This is a genomic window from Marinobacter sp. (genome assembly GCF_044799475.1).
Taxonomy (GTDB): Bacteria; Pseudomonadota; Gammaproteobacteria; order Pseudomonadales; family Oleiphilaceae; genus Marinobacter.
The window spans coordinates 3,401,023-3,417,584 of sequence record NZ_CP085217.1; the positions used below are offsets into that span (position 1 = coordinate 3,401,023).

Consider the following 16,562-nt stretch of genomic DNA (forward strand, 5'->3'; position numbering starts at 1 on the left):
ACCTGAGAGGATTACCCGAAATATGGTGAAAAAAGCTCTGAAAAGCCTGAAGTGGGTGTTAGTGGGTCTGCTCGGCCTGATGCTTCTTGTAGTTATTGCCTTCGAGGTGATTTCGTGGAATTTTCTCAGAACTCCCATTGAAGAACGGATTGAGACAGCCACGGGAAGGCAGTTTGAAATCAGGGGCGATCTGGACCTCAGCTTGCTACCGCAACCGCATGCGTCCGTTTCCCGCATGGAATTCGGCAACCCGGAGTGGGCCAGCGCAGGACAGATGCTCTCTGTTGAACAGCTAGGCGTGTCGCTGTCGTGGGCCGAGCTGGTCCGGGGCGAACTGGTACTGTCCGAGGTCAATATTGACGGCCCCATCCTTAATCTGGAAGAACGGACCGAAGGATCACCCAACTGGGTGCTCCAGGCGATGGCTGAGGCTCAGACACCAGAGGGGGAGAAGGGTGCGCAGGAGGCGGGACTACCCGTCCTTGTCAGAGAGCTGAATCTGTCAGGTGCCAGAATAAGTTATCTTGCACCGGAAGCAGATACACCCAAAACCTTGTCAATACCTTCCCTGCAGGTCCAGGATGACGGAGTGACCCTGCAAACGTCTGGCACTGTGTCATTCCGGGACAGGGAGTTCGCACTCGATGCGGACACAGATTCACTTGTTGCGTTCAGGTCGGGGTCGACTGGCTATGAAGGCCAGGCAGAAGTCGCTTCCGGCGATTCCTCTGTCCAGATCTCTTTTCTGATTCCCGAAGCTCCGAAAATCAGTCAGCTGGAGACGGATTTTCAGGTCAGCCTGCGAAATCCCGGGGAGTGGTCTGAATGGATGAATATGCCTGCACTCCAGGTGGATACCCTGGAACTCAGTGGTTCTCTTGAGCGCAAGGGGGCAAGGTGGCATCTGAGGGAGATGAATGTCCGTTCGTTCGGCAGCCAGATAACGGGTGAGCTGACCCTGGATGCCGGCGACAGGCCCCTGGTCATCAATGGACAGCTACACTCCCCTGAATTTAACGTAGAAAACCTTATGGCAGCTCTGCCTGAACCGGATGAACAATCAGAGCAACTGACGCTCTCCATACCACCGCTGCCGTCCATTGAGACACAACTCAGCCTGTCCATCGACCGTCTGCTTGTGGCGGGCAGGTCCCTTGAGAACCTGGAGGCCGGGATCGAACTGGCAGACCAGACCCTCAACCTCGAGCCATTGAAATTCGGCCTGGCCGATGGCCGTGTTGAGGGAAATGGAGTTCTTGCAAGCAATTCTGACAGGGTTTCAGCTTCTACCAGCATCGCCTTCAAGAATCTTGACTTGGCGAGGCTCGACATGGGGCCGGAACAGGGCAGCATCCCCGACGGCAAGCTTGCCATTGAACTGAAAGAACTCGCCCGGCAGGAGCCTTTCGCTCCGGAAATTCTGCTCGAAAACCTGAGGATATCTGACTCCCGGGTTTTCTGGCTGAACGAGGCCGCCGGCACCAGTCTCGACGCCAGTGTGCAGGCGTCTGGTGACAATCCGGCACCGGTCATCTCCCTGGATGGCAGCTTCCAGACCAGGCCCATCGCCATGAGTGTGGAAGGCGCCCCCCTGCCCCAACTGGTGACCAACACTGAAAACTACAGGCTTCTGGCCCAGGCAACGTCAGGTAGCCTGCGGGCCTGGGCCGATACCACCCTGGGTGCACTGCTAGAGCCGGAAAGCATGGCAGGCAATCTGGTTCTGGAGGACAGCGACGGCAAGGACCTGGAGACCTGGGTTGGCCAGGTGTTGCCCCCATTACCGGAGTTCCGGCTCAAAGGACGGCTCGACCGCGAGGGGGAGCTCTGGTCCGTCACGGGTCTGGACGGCAAAATCGGTACTTCGGAGGTGGCCGGTGAGGTTCACTACACCAACTCGGAACGGCCCCTGGTCAGGGTAAATCTGGACGCCGGCCGAATCACCCTCTCCCAGTTCCGGGCCGAAAACACTGAAGGAGATGGTGAATCAGACAACGGCTCTGACGCCACCAGCGAGAGCGCTGCGGAAAGCTCGGTACTGGCACCTCTCAGGATCTTTGACGCAGACATGGTCCTACGGGCTGATGCACTGGTCCTGCCGGACGAAAATGAACTCCGGGAGCTCTCGGTGAGGCTCACCCTGGACGAGGGAAGAGCCCGGCTGGAGCCACTTGAATTCAAGTCCGCAGGCGGGTCACTAGAGGGGGCCCTGGCACTGGATGCACGGAAAACGCCAGCGTCGGGGCGACTTGATGCCGAGTTTGAAAATATTGAACTGAGCAGGCTGGCTGACACCTTTTCGGCAGTGGAAGACCGCCTTGGCAGACTCTCCGGCGCACTGGCCCTGGATATAGAGGAGAACTCCGCCGTCGACCGCCGTGATGACCTGCTGCTTCCGTTTATCGGCCGCGTGATCTTCGACCAGTCACGACTGAACCTTCACGACGACAAAACCGGTACTGACATGACACTTCACCTTGTCAGCCACAATCCCGGGACGGGGAATGCTGCTTTTCATGTGGACGGAGAAGGCCGTTATGACGGCGACCCATTTTCACTCAGGTTCCGGGCCGACCCCCTGCTGAATATCCGTGATCCGGACCGGCCCTTTGCCCTGGACATGAAAGCAGAGATTGTCGAGAGTGAGATCAGCCTGGCGGGCTCGATACTTCAGCCCCTGGCACTGAAAGGCCTTGATCTGGATCTGGCGCTGCAAGGACCCAATCCGCAGCGTCTGAGCCGCTTGCTGGGAGTTCCGCTGCCGCTGCTGCCGCCTTATTCGGTGTCCGGAAACCTTGAACTCCGGAATGAACGGTGGGCGTTTACGGACCTTGACGGAATAGTGGGCGATAGTGACCTCCAGGGAGAAATCACATTCGATGCGAGCACCCTGCCTCCGCATCTTGCCGGGAACCTTAAATCCACATCTCTGGACATAGCCGATCTGGGAGGCCTTGTCGGCAAAGAGCCGCCCGGCTCTCCGACAGAGCAGGAGGAAGACTCCAAAGACCGGTTTGTCCTGCCGGATCAACCTCTGGTCACGGATGCCTGGCTTGACCTGTCTGCTGATGTCCAGTTCCGGGGCGAGTCCGTAAGGGCACGGGACGTCCCCCTGAGCAATGTGGTGCTGAATTTCACCCTGGAGGATGGACTGGGGCGGTTTCACCCCATCAGCTTCGGCGTTGGTAGCGGGCATATCGATTACCATCTTGAGCTTGATGCCAGAAAGGAGCCACCCGAAGGCACGATGAACGTTGAAGTCCAGGCCGTGGATCTTCAGGAAGCGCTCCGTAACTGGGAGATTGCCGATGAAAGCATTGGTACTGTTGGCGCACGCGGGAAATTCTGGGTGGAGGGAGCTTCCATTGCAGACCTTCTGGGCTCGTCCGATGGCGGTCTGACCATGCTGATGACTGGTGGCCGGCTGGATGCCCTGCTTGTGGAACTGGCCGGCCTGGATGTGTACCAGGCTTTCCTCAGCTGGGTCCGGGGCCGGGACCCGATCCCGATTGACTGTGCGTACATCGATCTGAAAACCCGGGACGGCATCGCCGAACTCGATACCTTTGTGATCGACACGGATGACACGAGTTTCTCCGGCGGCGGCAAGGTGAATCTGAACACCGAGGAACTCGACATCACCTTTCTCGCCCACCCAAAAGATGTCAGTGTCCTCTCCGCCCGCACCCCTCTGCATCTGGGCGGCACCTTCGGGAACGTAGAACCAACCCTGTATGCCGGAAAACTTTCCGCGCGTACCGGGGCAGGCGCAGCGCTTGCAGCGGTTGCCGGCCCCCTTGTGGCAATGCTGCCGCTGCTGGATCTGGGTACGGGAGAAGAGATCGATTATTGCGAGGGCCTGGTCAGCCGTACCCGCGAGGCCCTGGAAAACACGGAGACGGAGCAATGAAGTGCCGGCTGCTGCCTGTTCTGATTCTGGTTCTTGCAGCGGGCTGCGCAGGCCCCGGTGCCCATCAGGACGAGGCGACTCTGTCCCGGCAGGATTCCCTGGAGGCGTTGGAGATCAAGGCCGCGCTCATTGAAGAGCTGGGCATCTCCGGCTCGGCTATTGATGTGACAGTGGAAGAGGGACAGGTCATTCTTGAGGGGTTTGTTGAAACCCGCCAGCAGAGCCAGCGGGCAGAAGATATCGCCCAAGAGCAGAGCGACGCAGGAAGAGTGGACAACCGGATCACCGTCAAATAGGCAGTCGTCGGCAGCCAGAGCCGGGTACCGGCGCCCGCGAGCTATTCGGATTCACGCAACAGTTTGCGGGAAGTCTCAAGGTATTCCCGGCCCTGACTCAGCACGGTTTCCGGCGCCGCATGCTCGGAAGCCAGATGAACCTCTTCGAGGGTTGCCGCCAGGTCATCCAGTTCAGTGCTTATCCTCCCAAGAGCGTTTTCCAGGGTATAGGTCAGTTGATGAACCTCGGCCATGGCTGCCGGGCCGGGAGCGCTTCCGAGGAGCGCCTCCAGCTTCTCATTGTACTCAGCCAGATTGGCAAACGCCTGTCCCAGGGTCTCTGACGGCTCACCCTTGTAATGACGGACTTCCGCCGCCAGACCGGATGAGAGCAGCAAGCCTGAGACAAGGCAGATTCCGGAAATGATGTTTCGCATAGCCAACTCCTTTACACTTAGTTGTAATGGGAAGCATTATCATCTAAAAAAAGAGGTCTGGCCATGACGCATGTCAAACCGAAAGACAATTTCACCTGCGAAAGTGGGTCGGCCGGGAGGAACAGATGAGTGGTCGTCGATGTGAAATCCTTGGCAAAACAGGCCACAGCGGTGATTAGCCCAGGCAATGGGATACTGTTTCTCCTGCTGATTGCCATCGCCCTGCCGGGTTGCAGCAACAGGCTGGTCCCGCCCCAGCAAATGCAAGCCCCAGTCACCGTACACATTCTCGACCATGGCCGTCATCCCAGCCTGGTTCTACCTGAACCAGAGGGAGACTGGGTGCGTTATGTCCATGGAGAGTGGCGCTGGTACGCCGAGCACAAGACTGGAATATGGCGTGCATTCGAGGCCCTTTTCTGGCCTACCCGGGCGGCCGTTGGAAGGGGGCATCTGACCCGGCTTCCAGAATCTGGCGGGTTGTCAGCGGAGATACCTGAAGGGTTCGTCAGCCGTTATTCTTTTTCCGTCGAAAGAAAAGAGATGGCAAAGCTACGCTCAAACCTGGAGCAGCACTTTGAGCGCGCCAGCCAGACCTTCCATCAGCCGCGCTACAATCTGGACTTTGTGCCCTACCCTCACCCCTACACCGTACTTAACAACTCCAATCATGTAATGTCCCAGTGGCTCAGGGACATGGGGATAGAGGTTCATGGCACCGCACTCTTTTCACAGTGGCAAATTGGACCTGAAACCTGTGATCCATAAAACCCTGGACAATCACTCCCGCCCCCCGGTATTCAAAATACACCACGGACCGCACCGCCTGAGTCGTGCTGAGATCCAGAGCGAAATTGCCGCTCGGCCGTGCAATGCGGGCGTTGAGCGGGTAGCCGTCAGCATCCAGTTCCAAAACGATCAAACCCCTGTCAGTGACAAGGGCGTTTCCCGGGATGCGGGGCAGTTTTGTCTGTTTTTTGTACTATTTGGCACGAATCAGAAGAAAGTCTGATAAAATCCCGCGCTCTGCGCTCACCTGCCACTGCATAAAAGACAGCATGCACTTACGAGGTTATTGAGGAAATATAATATGATATTGAGGCACCTGCCCTCCCGTTTTTCAGTCCTTTTTTTGGCACTTTTTCCTCTGATTCTGTCTTCGCCCCCAAGCCTGGGTGGTGGATTTGATGAACAGCTTGTGGTTCAACTCGCCAGATCAGCGCCCAACCTTGACCCAGGAGTCCTCAGAAGCGCCGTGCGGGCCAGTCGCTGCGCGGTAAGCACTGGCGTCGAAGCTCCCGAACGCCTTGCAGTCATCGACTTCAGCCTGCCCTCGAGTGAAGAGCGCATGTGGATCTTTGATCTGAGCGAGCAAAAGCTGATGTTCAGGGAACTGGTTGCTCACGGCAAGAACAGTGGCATGACAACGGCGACGGACTTCTCCAACGTCCTGAATAGTTACCAGTCCAGCATTGGGCTATTCAGGGCCAGTGAAAGCTATTTCGGCAAGCATGGTTATTCACTGCGGCTGGACGGACTCGAGACCGGCATCAATGATCGTGCCCGGGAACGCGCCATCGTCATTCACGGCGCCGATTATGTTGATCCTTCCTGGGTCAGCGCCCATGGGCGCATTGGCCGCAGCCACGGCTGCCCTGCCGTTCGTCAGGGAGTCATCAAAAACGTTGTGGACAATCTGAAGGGGGGCCAGTTGGTATTCAAATATTACCCGGACCAGAAATGGCTGCAGTCTTCCCGTTTCCTGAACTGTGACGAAGGGAAAATTCTTTCTTCCGCTGGAGCATCAGAGGCTGGGAGCAGGAGAGTTCTCTGAGAGCCTGCACCTCTGCTGGCAGAGGTGCACCTCCTTTTCCTTTTTCCAGCAATCGTTCTGTTGATACCCCTTGCCAGCTTTGCAAAACTGAACCCAAAGACAGGGAAGGGGAAACTCCATGTGTGGCCGTTATGCGCTCTACGAGCCAGTTGATCAGGTGGCCCAGCGAATCGGCTACCCTGTCCGCTCCAGTGAGTCGCTGCCCGGGAATGGTTACAACATTCCACCTGGCGGCTTTATTGTCGCTGTGGCGGCGGTAGACGAGAAACCGGAGATCCTGCCCATGTGGTGGGGATTCCGCCCACACTGGGCTGGCGAAGATGCACCCGAGCCCATCAATGCGAGAGCTGAAAATGTTGCCGGGAGCAATTTTTTCAAGGGCAGCTTTGCCCGCCACCGGTGCATAATTCCGGCCAATGGCTGGTTTGAGTGGCGTCAGAACAATGGTGACAAACAACCCTTCTATATCCACCACCGGGATGGGGATCTGCTGCTGATGGCCGGGATCTTCACCACCGACGAAGATGGGAATCCGGCCTGCTGCATTCTTACCGAGGATGCCCGGGGCCCCGCAAAGGACATACACCCCCGGATGCCAGTGGTGCTGGGAGAAGGCGTGGAGATCTGGCTCGACCCGGAAACCCATGACCGGGAGACACTCAAACGGAAAGTGAAGCACCTCTCACCGGACAGGCTTTGTTTCCGCCCTGTCTCAGCCCGGGTCAACAACCCCCGGAATGACGATGAGGACGTACTGAAAGAAGTGAGCTGACTCAGCTTCCCACCGACAGGGAAAGAATACGGGACAGATGGCTATAGGGAAGCCCTGTCTCCCGGTGCCATTCATTGAATGCAGTCTGAGCCTGAATCAGAGCTTTGCGGGTGCCGGGCGTTGCATCCAGCACCCCTTCCCGGCGCAATCCAGTAACCACATCCGTGGACAGAATAAAGCCATCCCAGCCAACCCGCCGCAGAAAATACTGGGCAGAAGTGCCGCCAAGGCGACTGCCATGGCGCTTGAGCCAGAGCAGCAGCCCCACCTGGTCTTCTGACGGCCAGCTGCTTAGAAATGCACCAAAACTGCCGAATTTCTCCGAGGCCTCCACAATCATCCGGGCGTTCTCCGGCACTGTGCGTATCTTCTGCATGTTCCGCACAATCCGCTCATCCTGCGCCAGCTCCTCCAGCACATCCGTTGGCACCTGCTGCCAGTAAAGCGGCACAAACCCCTCAAACGCAGCCTCAAAACCGGGCCATTTGTTCTCAATCACCCGCCAGACAAAGCCCGCTTTGAAGACACACTTTGTAATTTCGGACAGGTAACGGTCATCCCCCCTGGTTTCCAGCTCCCCGGCCTGGGCCACTAGAGGCAGGGCTCGTTGCAACTCGGCTTCACCGCCCTTGCGGGCAGCAGCCTGATCATGGATTCTGGAAAAAGACATGGGGCATCCGGAGTCTGGTTGCAGGTATGAAGCCGGCCGGGTCACTATAAAACAAACTGACCAACGCAGGGAGTAACAAGTATGCCAGTCATTGGATGGGTTTTTCTTCTTCTTGCGCTCGCGCTGATACTGGGCAGCCTTTTCATGCTGCGGGACAGCGCCAACATGCCAATTTCAAGGGAAAAGATGAAAAAGATCCGCAAGCGCAAGGCGGAAATAGAAGCGGAAGAAAAGGCCGAAGACGAAGACAGGTAATTGCTGGAGCCAATGATTCTGGTCAGGCAGCCCTGGCTCTGCCCGGTGCCCTGTCCAGGCAGGCAAACATCGCCGCCACCTCCCGGTGCTTTCTGGCTTCCGGCCAGATGGCCTCCGCTTCGGCAAAACCCCGCCGCAGGTAGTTGAGCCACTGCTTTACACGACCCGTGACGTACCTGTCTTCAAGATGCCCCTGTAGCGCAAAGCCATAGTCCTTGACCAGCTCCACAACTTCCGCCCAGGTCATGGCAGCCAGGGTTTCGCCTTTCTGGCTGGCCTTTATCTGAGCGGCCAGGTCCGGACGGGAGATCAAACCGCGCCCGATCATGACATCCTCGCAGCCGGACACTTTTCGGCAGCGCCAGTAGTCCTCCACGGTCCAGATATCACCATTGGCAATAACATGAGCCGAGACCGCCTCCCTGACCAGCGCAATGTCTTCCCAGTAGGCCGGTGGCTTGTAACCGTCTACCTTGCTGCGGGCGTGGATGACGATTTCAGCCGCACCGGCCGACTCAAGGGCCTGGCCGCAGGCGACCCCCATGGAACGATCTTCATATCCCAGGCGCATCTTGGCGGTTACAGGAATGCTCGCCGGCACCGCCTGGCGCACGGCCGCAGTGATGTCATACATCAGGTCCGGCTCACGCATGAGCACACACCCGCCCTTGTGCCTGTTCACTGTTTTCGCCGGACAACCGAAGTTGATATCCACCTGGGTGGCTCCGAGCTCGACTGCTCTGGCACCGTGGCGCCCCATCATTACCGGGTCCGATCCCAGCAGTTGAATAGCCACAGATGTGCCGACGCGGGTACGGGAGTGATTATGCAGTTCGGGGGCGTATTTATGGAAAATCCGGGGTGGCAGCATGCCGTGGGTTACGCGAATGAACTCGGTTACACACCTGTCGATACCTCCGACCCCGGTCAGGGTTTCACGGATGGGTGCGTCGACCAACCCTTCCATCGGGGCGAGGATGATTCGCATGAATGCTCCAGCGACTACAGGCACGAATGTTTGGCTGATCAAAAATCAGGCGGAGCAGGATTGTAAGGAATTTGGCGGGAAGTTGGTAGCGGGGACACCCGCAATCGTGTGCCCCCACTCTGGTTTATCAGCCCTGAACGTCAAAACGGTCTGCATTCATGACCTTGGCCCAGGCGGCAACGAAGTCCCTCACGAACTTCTCCTGGTTGTCGTCCTGAGCGTAGACTTCAGCGTAAGAGCGGAGAATGGAATTCGATCCGAACACCAGATCCACCCGTGACGCTGTCCACTTCACCTGGTCGGTTTTGCGGTCGCGAACTTCATAGTGGTTGTTACCCGCCGGCTTCCAGGTGTAACCCATGTCGGTCAGATTGACGAAGAAGTCATTCGTAAGCTGGCCTTCACGGTCAGTGAACACACCATGCTTCGTGCCCCCATAGTTGGTGTCGAGCATACGCATGCCGCCAATCAGCACCGTCATTTCGGGCGCGGTCAGGCCCAGGAGCTGGGCACGGTCGAGCAGCATCTCTTCCGGCTTCACCACATACTCTTTCTTCTGCCAGTTACGGAAGCCATCCGCCAGGGGTTCCATCGGCTCGAAAGAATCCACGTCCGTCATCTCCTGAGCGGCATCGCCACGGCCCTTGAGGAACGGAACGCGGATTTCGTATCCAGCGGCTTTGGCCGCCTTCTCGATACCAACACTGCCGGCCAGCACGATCACATCGGCGACACTGGCGCCGGTTTCAGCAGAGATCTTTTCGTAGACTTTCAGAACCCTGGCCAGACGCTCAGGCTCATTGCCCTCCCAGTCCTTGTGCGGAGTCAGGCGGATGCGGGCGCCGTTGGCACCGCCGCGATTGTCAGAACCGCGGAAAGTACGCGCACTGTCCCAGGCGGTGCTGACCATGTCCCCGATCGAGAGGCCACTTTCAGCAATCTTTTCCTTCAACACTTCTTCACAGTAGTCAATGCTGCCAGCCGGCACCGGGTCCTGCCAGATCAGGTCTTCTGACGGTGCATCCGGGCCGATATAGCGGGTCTTCGGCCCCAGGTCACGATGGATCAGCTTGAACCAGGCACGGGCGAAGCAGTCCCTGAAATATTCAGGATCAGCCATGAACCGCTCGCAGATCGCACGATATTTCGGGTCGACCTTCATTGCCATATCCGCATCGGTCATGATGGGGTTGCGGCGGGTCGAAAGGTCAGTGGCGTCCACCGGCTTGTCCTCTTCCTTCATGTTCACCGGTTCCCACTGACAGGCTCCGGCCGGGCTCTTCTTCTGCTCCCATTCATGGCCGAACAGCAGTTCGAAATACCCCATGTCGAACGTTGTCGGATTGGTTGTCCAGGCGCCTTCAATGCCTGAACTCACGGCGTTGACCGCTTTGTCCTTCATGTTGGGGTTGTTCCAGCCAAAGCCCTGTTCGGTCACATCGGCTGCTTCCGGCTCGGGACCAAGTGCCTCTGCGTCACCATTACCATGGCATTTGCCCACAGTATGGCCGCCAGCGGTCAGAGCGGCGGTTTCTTCGTCGTTCATCGCCATGCGGGCGAAGGTTTCACGAACCTGCTCGGCGCTTTTGACGGGATCAGGTACGCCATTGACCCCTTCCGGATTGACGTAGATCAGGCCCATTTGAACGGCGGCCAGGGGATTTTCCATGGTTCCCGGACTGTCAACATCGCCATAACGCTCGTCAGACGGCGCCAGCCATTCTTTTTCTGCTCCCCAGTAGATGTCTTTTTCCGGATGCCAGATGTCCTCGCGCCCAAAGGAGAAACCAAACGTTTTCAGGCCCATATTTTCGTAGGCAATGTTGCCAGCCAGAATTATCAGGTCGGCCCAGGAAAGTTTATTGCCATATTTTTTCTTGATCGGCCACAGCAGTCGGCGCGCCTTGTCGAGGCTGACGTTATCAGGCCAGGAGTTGAGCGGCGCAAAACGCTGGTTACCGGTGCCACCACCCCCCCGGCCGTCAGCAATACGGTAAGTTCCCGCTGCGTGCCACGACATGCGGATCATCAGGCCCCCGTAATGTCCCCAGTCTGCCGGCCACCATTCCTGATTGTCGGTCATCAGGGCGTGCAGATCGTTCTTGAGCGCGTCGAAATCGAGCTTTTTGACTTCTTCACGGTAATCGAAATCTTCCCCCATCGGATTGGTCTTGCTGTCGTGCTGATGAAGGATGTCCAGATTCAACGCCTCAGGCCACCATTCCATGACATCGCTGCTTTCCGTGGTGTTTGCGCCATGCATAACCGGACACTTGCCACCACTGTCACTGTTCTGTGTCATTTTTCTCTCCTGTTTCTGCGTTATTGACAAAAAGTTTTGGGCCGAGGGAATTATTCCATACAGATCGACATGGTTGGCTGACTGGATGCGCCCTGATGTCCATTACGTGCCACCGGCGCAGAATTGTTTATCACTGAAATGGGCTACCCTCACCATCCAAGACACCTACACGTTACAGACCGCAAGCAATCGAAGAACAATTAATTAAGAAAACATGGACGAAAGGTTTTAACAATCGATAGAAGAAAAGACCGAGGCGAAACTGTTAAAAATCGGCGGCGCCCCAATTTCCACTGAAGCGTCGCCTTTCATTTGTCAGTGAGCGCGCACGAAGGCGCGCACCGTTTGTCACGCCAGATCAAAACGATCAGCGTTCATTACCTTTGCCCAGGCGGCCACGAAGTCCCGGGCAAACTTCTCCCTGGCGTCATCCTGCGCGTAGACTTCGGTCAGGGCGCGCAGCTGTGAGTTGGAACCAAACACGAGGTCTACCCGGGTTCCTGTCCACTTCACTTCGCCACTCTTGCGATCAAAGCCCTCGTAAACATCATCGTCATCCGTGCTCTTCTTCCAGTTGATACCCTGGTCCACCAGGTTAACGAAAAAGTCGTTTGTCAGTCTGCCCGGCGTTCTGGTGAACACGCCGTGCTTCGCGCCTTTGTAGTTAGTGTCCAACACACGCAAGCCGCCCACCAGTACGGTCATCTCCGGTGCGCTCAGTTGCAGAAGCTGAGCCCGGTCCACCAGCAACTCTTCCTCGGAGACGCTGAATTTTGTCCGGCGGTAGTTCCGAAAGCCGTCGGCGTGAGGTTCGAGGTGCTCGAACTGCACGGTATCGGTCTGTTCCTGAGACGCATCGGTGCGGCCCGGCTCAAAGGGCACCTCGATGCTGTGTCCTGCATCCGTCGCAGCCTTCTCGACTGCCGCGGAACCAGCCAGCACGATCAGGTCCGCCAGAGAAATCTTTTTGTTGCCACTCTGGGCCTTATTGAAGTCCTCCTGAATGTCGCCAAGGATCTTGAGGACTTTCGCCAGCTGATCCGGCTGATTCACCTCCCAGTCCTTCTGGGGCAGCAGGCGAATGCGCGCACCATTGGCACCACCGCGCATGTCTGACCCACGGAAGGTAGAGGCGGATGCCCAGGCTGTAGACACCAGCTCAGATACTGACAGGCCGGAATCCAGAGTCTTCTTCTTCAGCTCCCTGATGTCGTGCTCGCCCACCAGATCGTGGTCCACAGCCGGCACCGGGTCCTGCCAGATCAATTCTTCTTTTGGCACATCCGGGCCGAGGTAGCGTGCAACCGGCCCCATGTCACGGTGGGTCAGCTTGAACCAGGCCCGAGCGAAGGCGTCCGCAAACTCTTCCGGATTTTTGTGAAAGTGCTCGGAAATCTTCCGGTACTCAGGGTCCACCCGCATCGCCATATCCGCAGTGGACATCATGATGGGCACGCGCTTTGAGCCGTCCTCGGGATCCGGCGCCATGTCCTTTTCAGTGAGACCCTTCGGCTTCCACTGCTGCGCGCCTGCCGGGCTTTTGGTCAGCTCCCACTCATATCCGAGCAGAACATCGAAGTAACTCATGTCCCATTTGATGGGCGTTGGTGTCCAGGCACCTTCCAGGCCGCTGGTGATCGCATCCCGGCCCTTGCCGCTCTTGTAGCTGCTCAGCCATCCCAACCCCTGGTCTTCGATAGGTCCACCCTCGGGCTCGGGACCAATGTGGGAAGGATCGGCCGCACCGTGGGTCTTGCCGAAAGTGTGGCCACCGGCCGTCAGTGCGACAGTCTCGTAGTCGTTCATGGCCATCCGGGCGAAGGTCTCGCGGATGTCATGGGCGGAAAGTTCCGGGTTGGGGTCGCCATCCGGGCCTTCCGGGTTGACGTAGATCAGGCCCATCTGGACGGCGGCCAGTGGATTTTCAAGTTCATGGTCGGCGCTGTAACGCTCGTTGCCCAGCCATGTATCCTCAACGCCCCAGTAAACGTCTTCTTCAGGCTGATAGATGTCTTCGCGACCCCCTGCAAAGCCAAAGGTCCTGAAGCCCATGGATTCCAGCGCAACGTTACCACTCAGGATATAGAGATCAGCCCAGGAGAGCCTGTTGCCGTACTTCTGCTTGATTGGCCACAGCAGGCGACGGGCCTTGTCGAGGTTTGCATTGTCGGGCCAGCTGTTGAGGGGAGCAAAACGCTGGGAGCCGGTGCCGGCACCACCGCGGCCGTCGCCGATCCGATAGGTACCTGCACTGTGCCATGCCATGCGGATAAAGAAAGGGCCGTAATGGCCGTAATCCGCTGGCCACCAGTCCTGGGAGTCGGTCATGAGCGCGTGGAGATCTTTCTTTACCGCCTCAAGATCGAGTTTCTGGAATTCCTCGGCGTAATCGAAGTCTTCACCCAGAGGGTTGGACCTGGGATGACGCTGATGAAGGATGTTCAGATTCAGCTGTTTTGGCCACCAGTCCTGATTGCCGGTCCGCTCGTCAGACAGTCTGGTTCGAGAACCGTGGATCACCGGGCATTTGCCAGGGGTCTGCATATCGATCTTTCCGCTCATTTCTCTGCTCCTGTTATTTTTTTCCACAAAACACCACGTGGCCGAGGGATCTGTGCCCATCATCGCGCCGCTGATTCACTCAACGCGATGCCCGGACCTGATACAGCCGGTGCGCCCTGTTCGCCAGAAGTGATCTCAATGGCGGGTAACATGCATGCCCTTTGCTTGAGCCGGACTTCTGGCCCGCCTAGTCGTCAGACACCTACAAATCCTAGACCAATCGCACCATCCACACTAAATTACATATCGCCAGGAGCGCGATAGGCTAAATTTATCATGTCGTGATTTTTATGCCGGACAAGGCGAAAACAGGGGAGGAAATCGTAATCTGGTGATGACCAGAGATCAGTTCAGGCGCTCTATGCGAACAAACTTGCCGTTATTGTCGAAAAAGATCCGGAAGCTGCCTCTGACTCCTTCGCGAAGATAGAACTTTGACAGGATGCGAGCCGGAAACCGGACTTTGCGTCCGTCCCGGCTCACCGCATGGACATCGCTGGCTACACCCTGGTAGACCTTGATCCACTCATCGGATGAAATAGCGATGTCCAGGTCGAGATGTTGCATGGGTCGTGCTTAGTGGCTGAGGTCAAGCAGCAGCCTGTTCAGACGTGCAACATAGGCTCCCGGATCTTCCAGTTGCTCGCCGCTGGCCAGGGTTGCCTGGTCGAACAGAACCGCTGAGAGCTCGTTAAAGCGCTCGTCGGCCTTTTCGTTCTCAAGCCGCTGAACCAGCGGATGTTCTACATTGATCTCGAAAATGGGCTTGCTCTCAGGCACTTTCTGCCCTGCCGCTTCCATGATCTTGCGCATCTGCATGCCCATGTCATGCTCGGCCACTACCAGGCAAGCCGGGGATTCAGTCAGACGGTTGGTTACCCGCACATCCTGGACCTTGTCCCCGAGCGCTTTTTTGACCTGCTCCAGCAGATCCTTGTGGGCTTCGGTGGCTTCTTCCTGCTGCTTTTTGTCTTCCTCAGTTTCAACTTCGCCGAGATCCAGCTCACCGCGGGCCACGTCCTGGAACTGCTTGCCTTCGTATTCGTTGAGGTAGCCCATCATCCACTCATCGACCCGGTCAGAGAGGATCAGCACTTCCACGCCTTTCTTGCGGAAGACTTCCAGATGCGGGCTGCTCTTGGCAGCCGTGAAGCTGTCACCGGTAATGTAGTAGATCTTGTTCTGGCCTTCCTTCATGCGCTCAATGTAGGCATCAAGGGAGACAGTCTGCGGGTCGTCGCCGTTCTGGGTACTGGCGAAGCGCAGGAGTTTGGCGATCTTCTCCTTGTTGGCGAAATCTTCCGCCGGGCCTTCCTTGAGCACGGTGCCGAACTCATCCCAGAAGGTCTGATATCTGGCTGCGTCCCTGTTGGCCAGCTTGGACAGCATGTCCAGGACCCGCTTGGTCAGGGCCGAGCGGATGCTTTCTACCGTGGCATCGTTCTGCAGGATTTCCCGGGATACGTTCAGGGAAAGATCGTTGGAGTCGATCACGCCCTTGGTGAAGCGCAGGTACAGAGGCAGAAACTGTTCGGCGTCGTCCATGATGAAAACACGCTGGACATAGAGCTTGAGGCCACGTGAGGCATCGCGCTGGTACAGGTCGAAGGGTGCCCGCGCGGGGATATACAGCAGGCTGGTGTAATCGAGCTTGCCTTCCACCTTGTTATGGGACCAGGTCAGCGGATCTTCGAAATCGTGGGCAATGTGTTTGTAGAACTCTTTGTACTCTTCGTCCTTGATCTCATTACGCGACAGGGTCCAGAGCGCGGTAGCGTCGTTAACAGTTTCTTCTTTGGCCTCGCCCTCCTTCTCCTCGGTCTCGGTTTTCATCACAACCGGAAAGGAGATGTGGTCGGAGTATTTCTTGACCAGGGTGCGCAGGCGGGAGCCGTTGGCGAACTCTTTCTCTTCTTTCTTCAGATGCAGGATGACCTGGGTGCCACGGGCCTCCCGCTCGACCTGTTCAATGGAGAATTCACCTTCAGCGGCGGACTCCCAGTGAACGCCTTCTTCCGCTGGCCGGCCGGCCTTGCGGGTAAACACTTCGACCCGCTCGGAGACGATGAATGCGGAATAGAAGCCAACACCGAACTGGCCGATCAGCTTGCTGTCTTTCTTTTCGTCGCCGGTGAGCTGGCCGAGAAAATCAGCGGTGCCGGATCGGGCGATGGTGCCGAGATTCTGGATGACTTCGTCACGGTCCATGCCGATGCCGTTATCAGTGAGGGTGACGGTGTTTTTCTCTTCGTCGTAGTCGAGGCGGATTTTGAGATCCGGATCGTTCTCAAGGAGGCTGTCATCTTTGAGGGCGGCGAAGCGCAGTTTGTCCTCGGCGTCGGAGGCGTTGGAGATGAGCTCCCGCAGGAAAATTTCCTTGTTGGAATACAGGGAGTGGATCATCAGATGAAGCAGCTGCTTCACCTCGGTCTGGAAGCCGAGGGTTTCTTTCTTCGATTCGACCGTCATTTTTACTGTTACTCCTGACTTGAGTCTTGCCTTTGGTTCCTGACACTCCAGCCTGCTGTCTTTGGTGCAGGCGCGAAGTGGGGTGTTT

The 16,562-nt window shown here is 57.2% G+C and carries 13 protein-coding genes; 6 read left to right on the forward strand and 7 right to left on the reverse strand.

The genetic code is table 11. The annotated features are described in order from the left end of the window. Positions 1 to 22 precede the first annotated feature (22 nt). Together LG327_RS15660 and LG327_RS15665 are read left to right on the forward strand one after the other, a co-directional pair. The gene (locus tag LG327_RS15660) at positions 23 to 3,910 is read left to right on the forward strand and encodes an AsmA family protein (protein ID WP_404363309.1); all 3,888 of its coding nucleotides are present in this window, start codon (positions 23 to 25) and stop codon (positions 3,908 to 3,910) included. Then, positions 3,907 to 4,206 (forward strand): BON domain-containing protein, encoded by a 300-nt coding sequence (locus tag LG327_RS15665; protein WP_404363311.1) that lies wholly within the window; start codon positions 3,907 to 3,909, stop codon positions 4,204 to 4,206. Before LG327_RS15660 ends, LG327_RS15665 begins: the two co-directional genes overlap by 4 nt. A 41-nt stretch (positions 4,207 to 4,247) precedes the next feature. Here the strand turns inward: LG327_RS15665 and LG327_RS15670 are convergent, their stop codons facing one another. Beyond that, a complete protein-coding gene (locus LG327_RS15670) occupies positions 4,248 to 4,622 on the reverse strand; it encodes a DUF6746 family protein (protein WP_404363313.1) in 375 nt (124 codons plus the stop codon). A 150-nt stretch (positions 4,623 to 4,772) separates the two neighbouring features. Here LG327_RS15670 and LG327_RS15675 point away from each other — a divergent pair, with 150 nt between their 5' ends. The 3 genes from LG327_RS15675 (at position 4,773) to LG327_RS15685 (ending at position 7,228) form a co-directional block, all read left to right on the forward strand. Continuing rightward, positions 4,773 to 5,390: a hypothetical protein gene (locus LG327_RS15675; protein ID WP_404363315.1), complete on the forward strand. Its 618-nt coding sequence runs from the start codon at positions 4,773 to 4,775 to the stop codon at positions 5,388 to 5,390. 322 nt (positions 5,391 to 5,712) lie between these two features. Continuing rightward, a complete protein-coding gene (locus LG327_RS15680; protein ID WP_404363317.1) occupies positions 5,713 to 6,456 on the forward strand; it encodes a murein L,D-transpeptidase catalytic domain family protein in 744 nt (247 codons plus the stop codon). A 118-nt stretch (positions 6,457 to 6,574) separates the two neighbouring features. Then, positions 6,575 to 7,228 (forward strand): SOS response-associated peptidase, encoded by a 654-nt coding sequence (locus tag LG327_RS15685; protein WP_404363319.1) that lies wholly within the window; start codon positions 6,575 to 6,577, stop codon positions 7,226 to 7,228. Position 7,229: 1 nt separating this feature from the next. On the opposite strand, the gene LG327_RS15690 is transcribed toward LG327_RS15685, so the two are convergent. Further along, complete coding sequence (locus tag LG327_RS15690; RefSeq protein WP_404363321.1) at positions 7,230 to 7,898, reverse strand: DNA-3-methyladenine glycosylase I; 669 nt, start codon at positions 7,896 to 7,898, stop codon at positions 7,230 to 7,232. A gap of 81 nt (positions 7,899 to 7,979) precedes the next feature. Between LG327_RS15690 and LG327_RS15695 the strand changes: the two genes are divergently transcribed. Continuing rightward, on the forward strand, positions 7,980 to 8,153 hold the full coding sequence (locus LG327_RS15695) for a DUF2897 family protein (RefSeq protein ID WP_404363322.1): 174 nt from the start codon (positions 7,980 to 7,982) through the stop codon (positions 8,151 to 8,153). Between the two features lie 22 nt (positions 8,154 to 8,175). On the opposite strand, the gene LG327_RS15700 is transcribed toward LG327_RS15695, so the two are convergent. The 5 genes from LG327_RS15700 to htpG form a co-directional block, all read right to left on the reverse strand. After that, positions 8,176 to 9,141: a tRNA dihydrouridine synthase gene (locus tag LG327_RS15700; RefSeq protein WP_404363324.1), complete on the reverse strand. Its 966-nt coding sequence runs from the start codon at positions 9,139 to 9,141 to the stop codon at positions 8,176 to 8,178. Positions 9,142 to 9,268: 127 nt separating this feature from the next. Next, complete coding sequence (gene katG, locus LG327_RS15705; RefSeq protein ID WP_404363326.1) at positions 9,269 to 11,443, reverse strand: catalase/peroxidase HPI; 2,175 nt, start codon at positions 11,441 to 11,443, stop codon at positions 9,269 to 9,271. Between the two features lie 348 nt (positions 11,444 to 11,791). After that, positions 11,792 to 13,987 (reverse strand): catalase/peroxidase HPI, encoded by a 2,196-nt coding sequence (gene katG / locus LG327_RS15710; protein WP_404369473.1) that lies wholly within the window; start codon positions 13,985 to 13,987, stop codon positions 11,792 to 11,794. A 363-nt stretch (positions 13,988 to 14,350) separates the two neighbouring features. Then, complete coding sequence (locus LG327_RS15715) at positions 14,351 to 14,572, reverse strand: DUF2835 domain-containing protein (RefSeq protein ID WP_404363328.1); 222 nt, start codon at positions 14,570 to 14,572, stop codon at positions 14,351 to 14,353. 9 nt (positions 14,573 to 14,581) lie between these two features. After that, positions 14,582 to 16,474 carry a molecular chaperone HtpG gene (gene htpG / locus LG327_RS15720; protein WP_404363330.1) on the reverse strand — a complete coding sequence of 631 codons (1,893 nt, stop codon included), beginning with the start codon at positions 16,472 to 16,474 and terminating at the stop codon, positions 14,582 to 14,584. Between the last annotated feature and the right edge of the window lie 88 nt (positions 16,475 to 16,562).

Excerpts from the sequence above, each read along its gene's own strand:
- katG (WP_404369473.1), bottom strand. The coding sequence starts at position 13,987 with ATGCAGACCCCTGGCAAATGCCCGGTGATCCACGGTTCTCGAACCAGA.
- LG327_RS15700 (WP_404363324.1), bottom strand. The coding sequence starts at position 9,141 with ATGCGAATCATCCTCGCCCCGATGGAAGGGTTGGTCGACGCACCCATC.
- LG327_RS15690 (WP_404363321.1), bottom strand. The coding sequence starts at position 7,898 with ATGTCTTTTTCCAGAATCCATGATCAGGCTGCTGCCCGCAAGGGCGGT.
- LG327_RS15680 (WP_404363317.1), top strand. The coding sequence starts at position 5,713 with ATGATATTGAGGCACCTGCCCTCCCGTTTTTCAGTCCTTTTTTTGGCA.
- LG327_RS15665 (WP_404363311.1), top strand. The coding sequence starts at position 3,907 with ATGAAGTGCCGGCTGCTGCCTGTTCTGATTCTGGTTCTTGCAGCGGGC.
- LG327_RS15660 (WP_404363309.1), top strand. The coding sequence starts at position 23 with ATGGTGAAAAAAGCTCTGAAAAGCCTGAAGTGGGTGTTAGTGGGTCTG.
- katG (WP_404363326.1), bottom strand. The coding sequence starts at position 11,443 with ATGACACAGAACAGTGACAGTGGTGGCAAGTGTCCGGTTATGCATGGC.
- LG327_RS15715 (WP_404363328.1), bottom strand. The coding sequence starts at position 14,572 with ATGCAACATCTCGACCTGGACATCGCTATTTCATCCGATGAGTGGATC.
- LG327_RS15685 (WP_404363319.1), top strand. The coding sequence starts at position 6,575 with ATGTGTGGCCGTTATGCGCTCTACGAGCCAGTTGATCAGGTGGCCCAG.
- htpG (WP_404363330.1), bottom strand. The coding sequence starts at position 16,474 with ATGACGGTCGAATCGAAGAAAGAAACCCTCGGCTTCCAGACCGAGGTG.
- LG327_RS15670 (WP_404363313.1), bottom strand. The coding sequence starts at position 4,622 with ATGCGAAACATCATTTCCGGAATCTGCCTTGTCTCAGGCTTGCTGCTC.
- LG327_RS15695 (WP_404363322.1), top strand. The coding sequence starts at position 7,980 with ATGCCAGTCATTGGATGGGTTTTTCTTCTTCTTGCGCTCGCGCTGATA.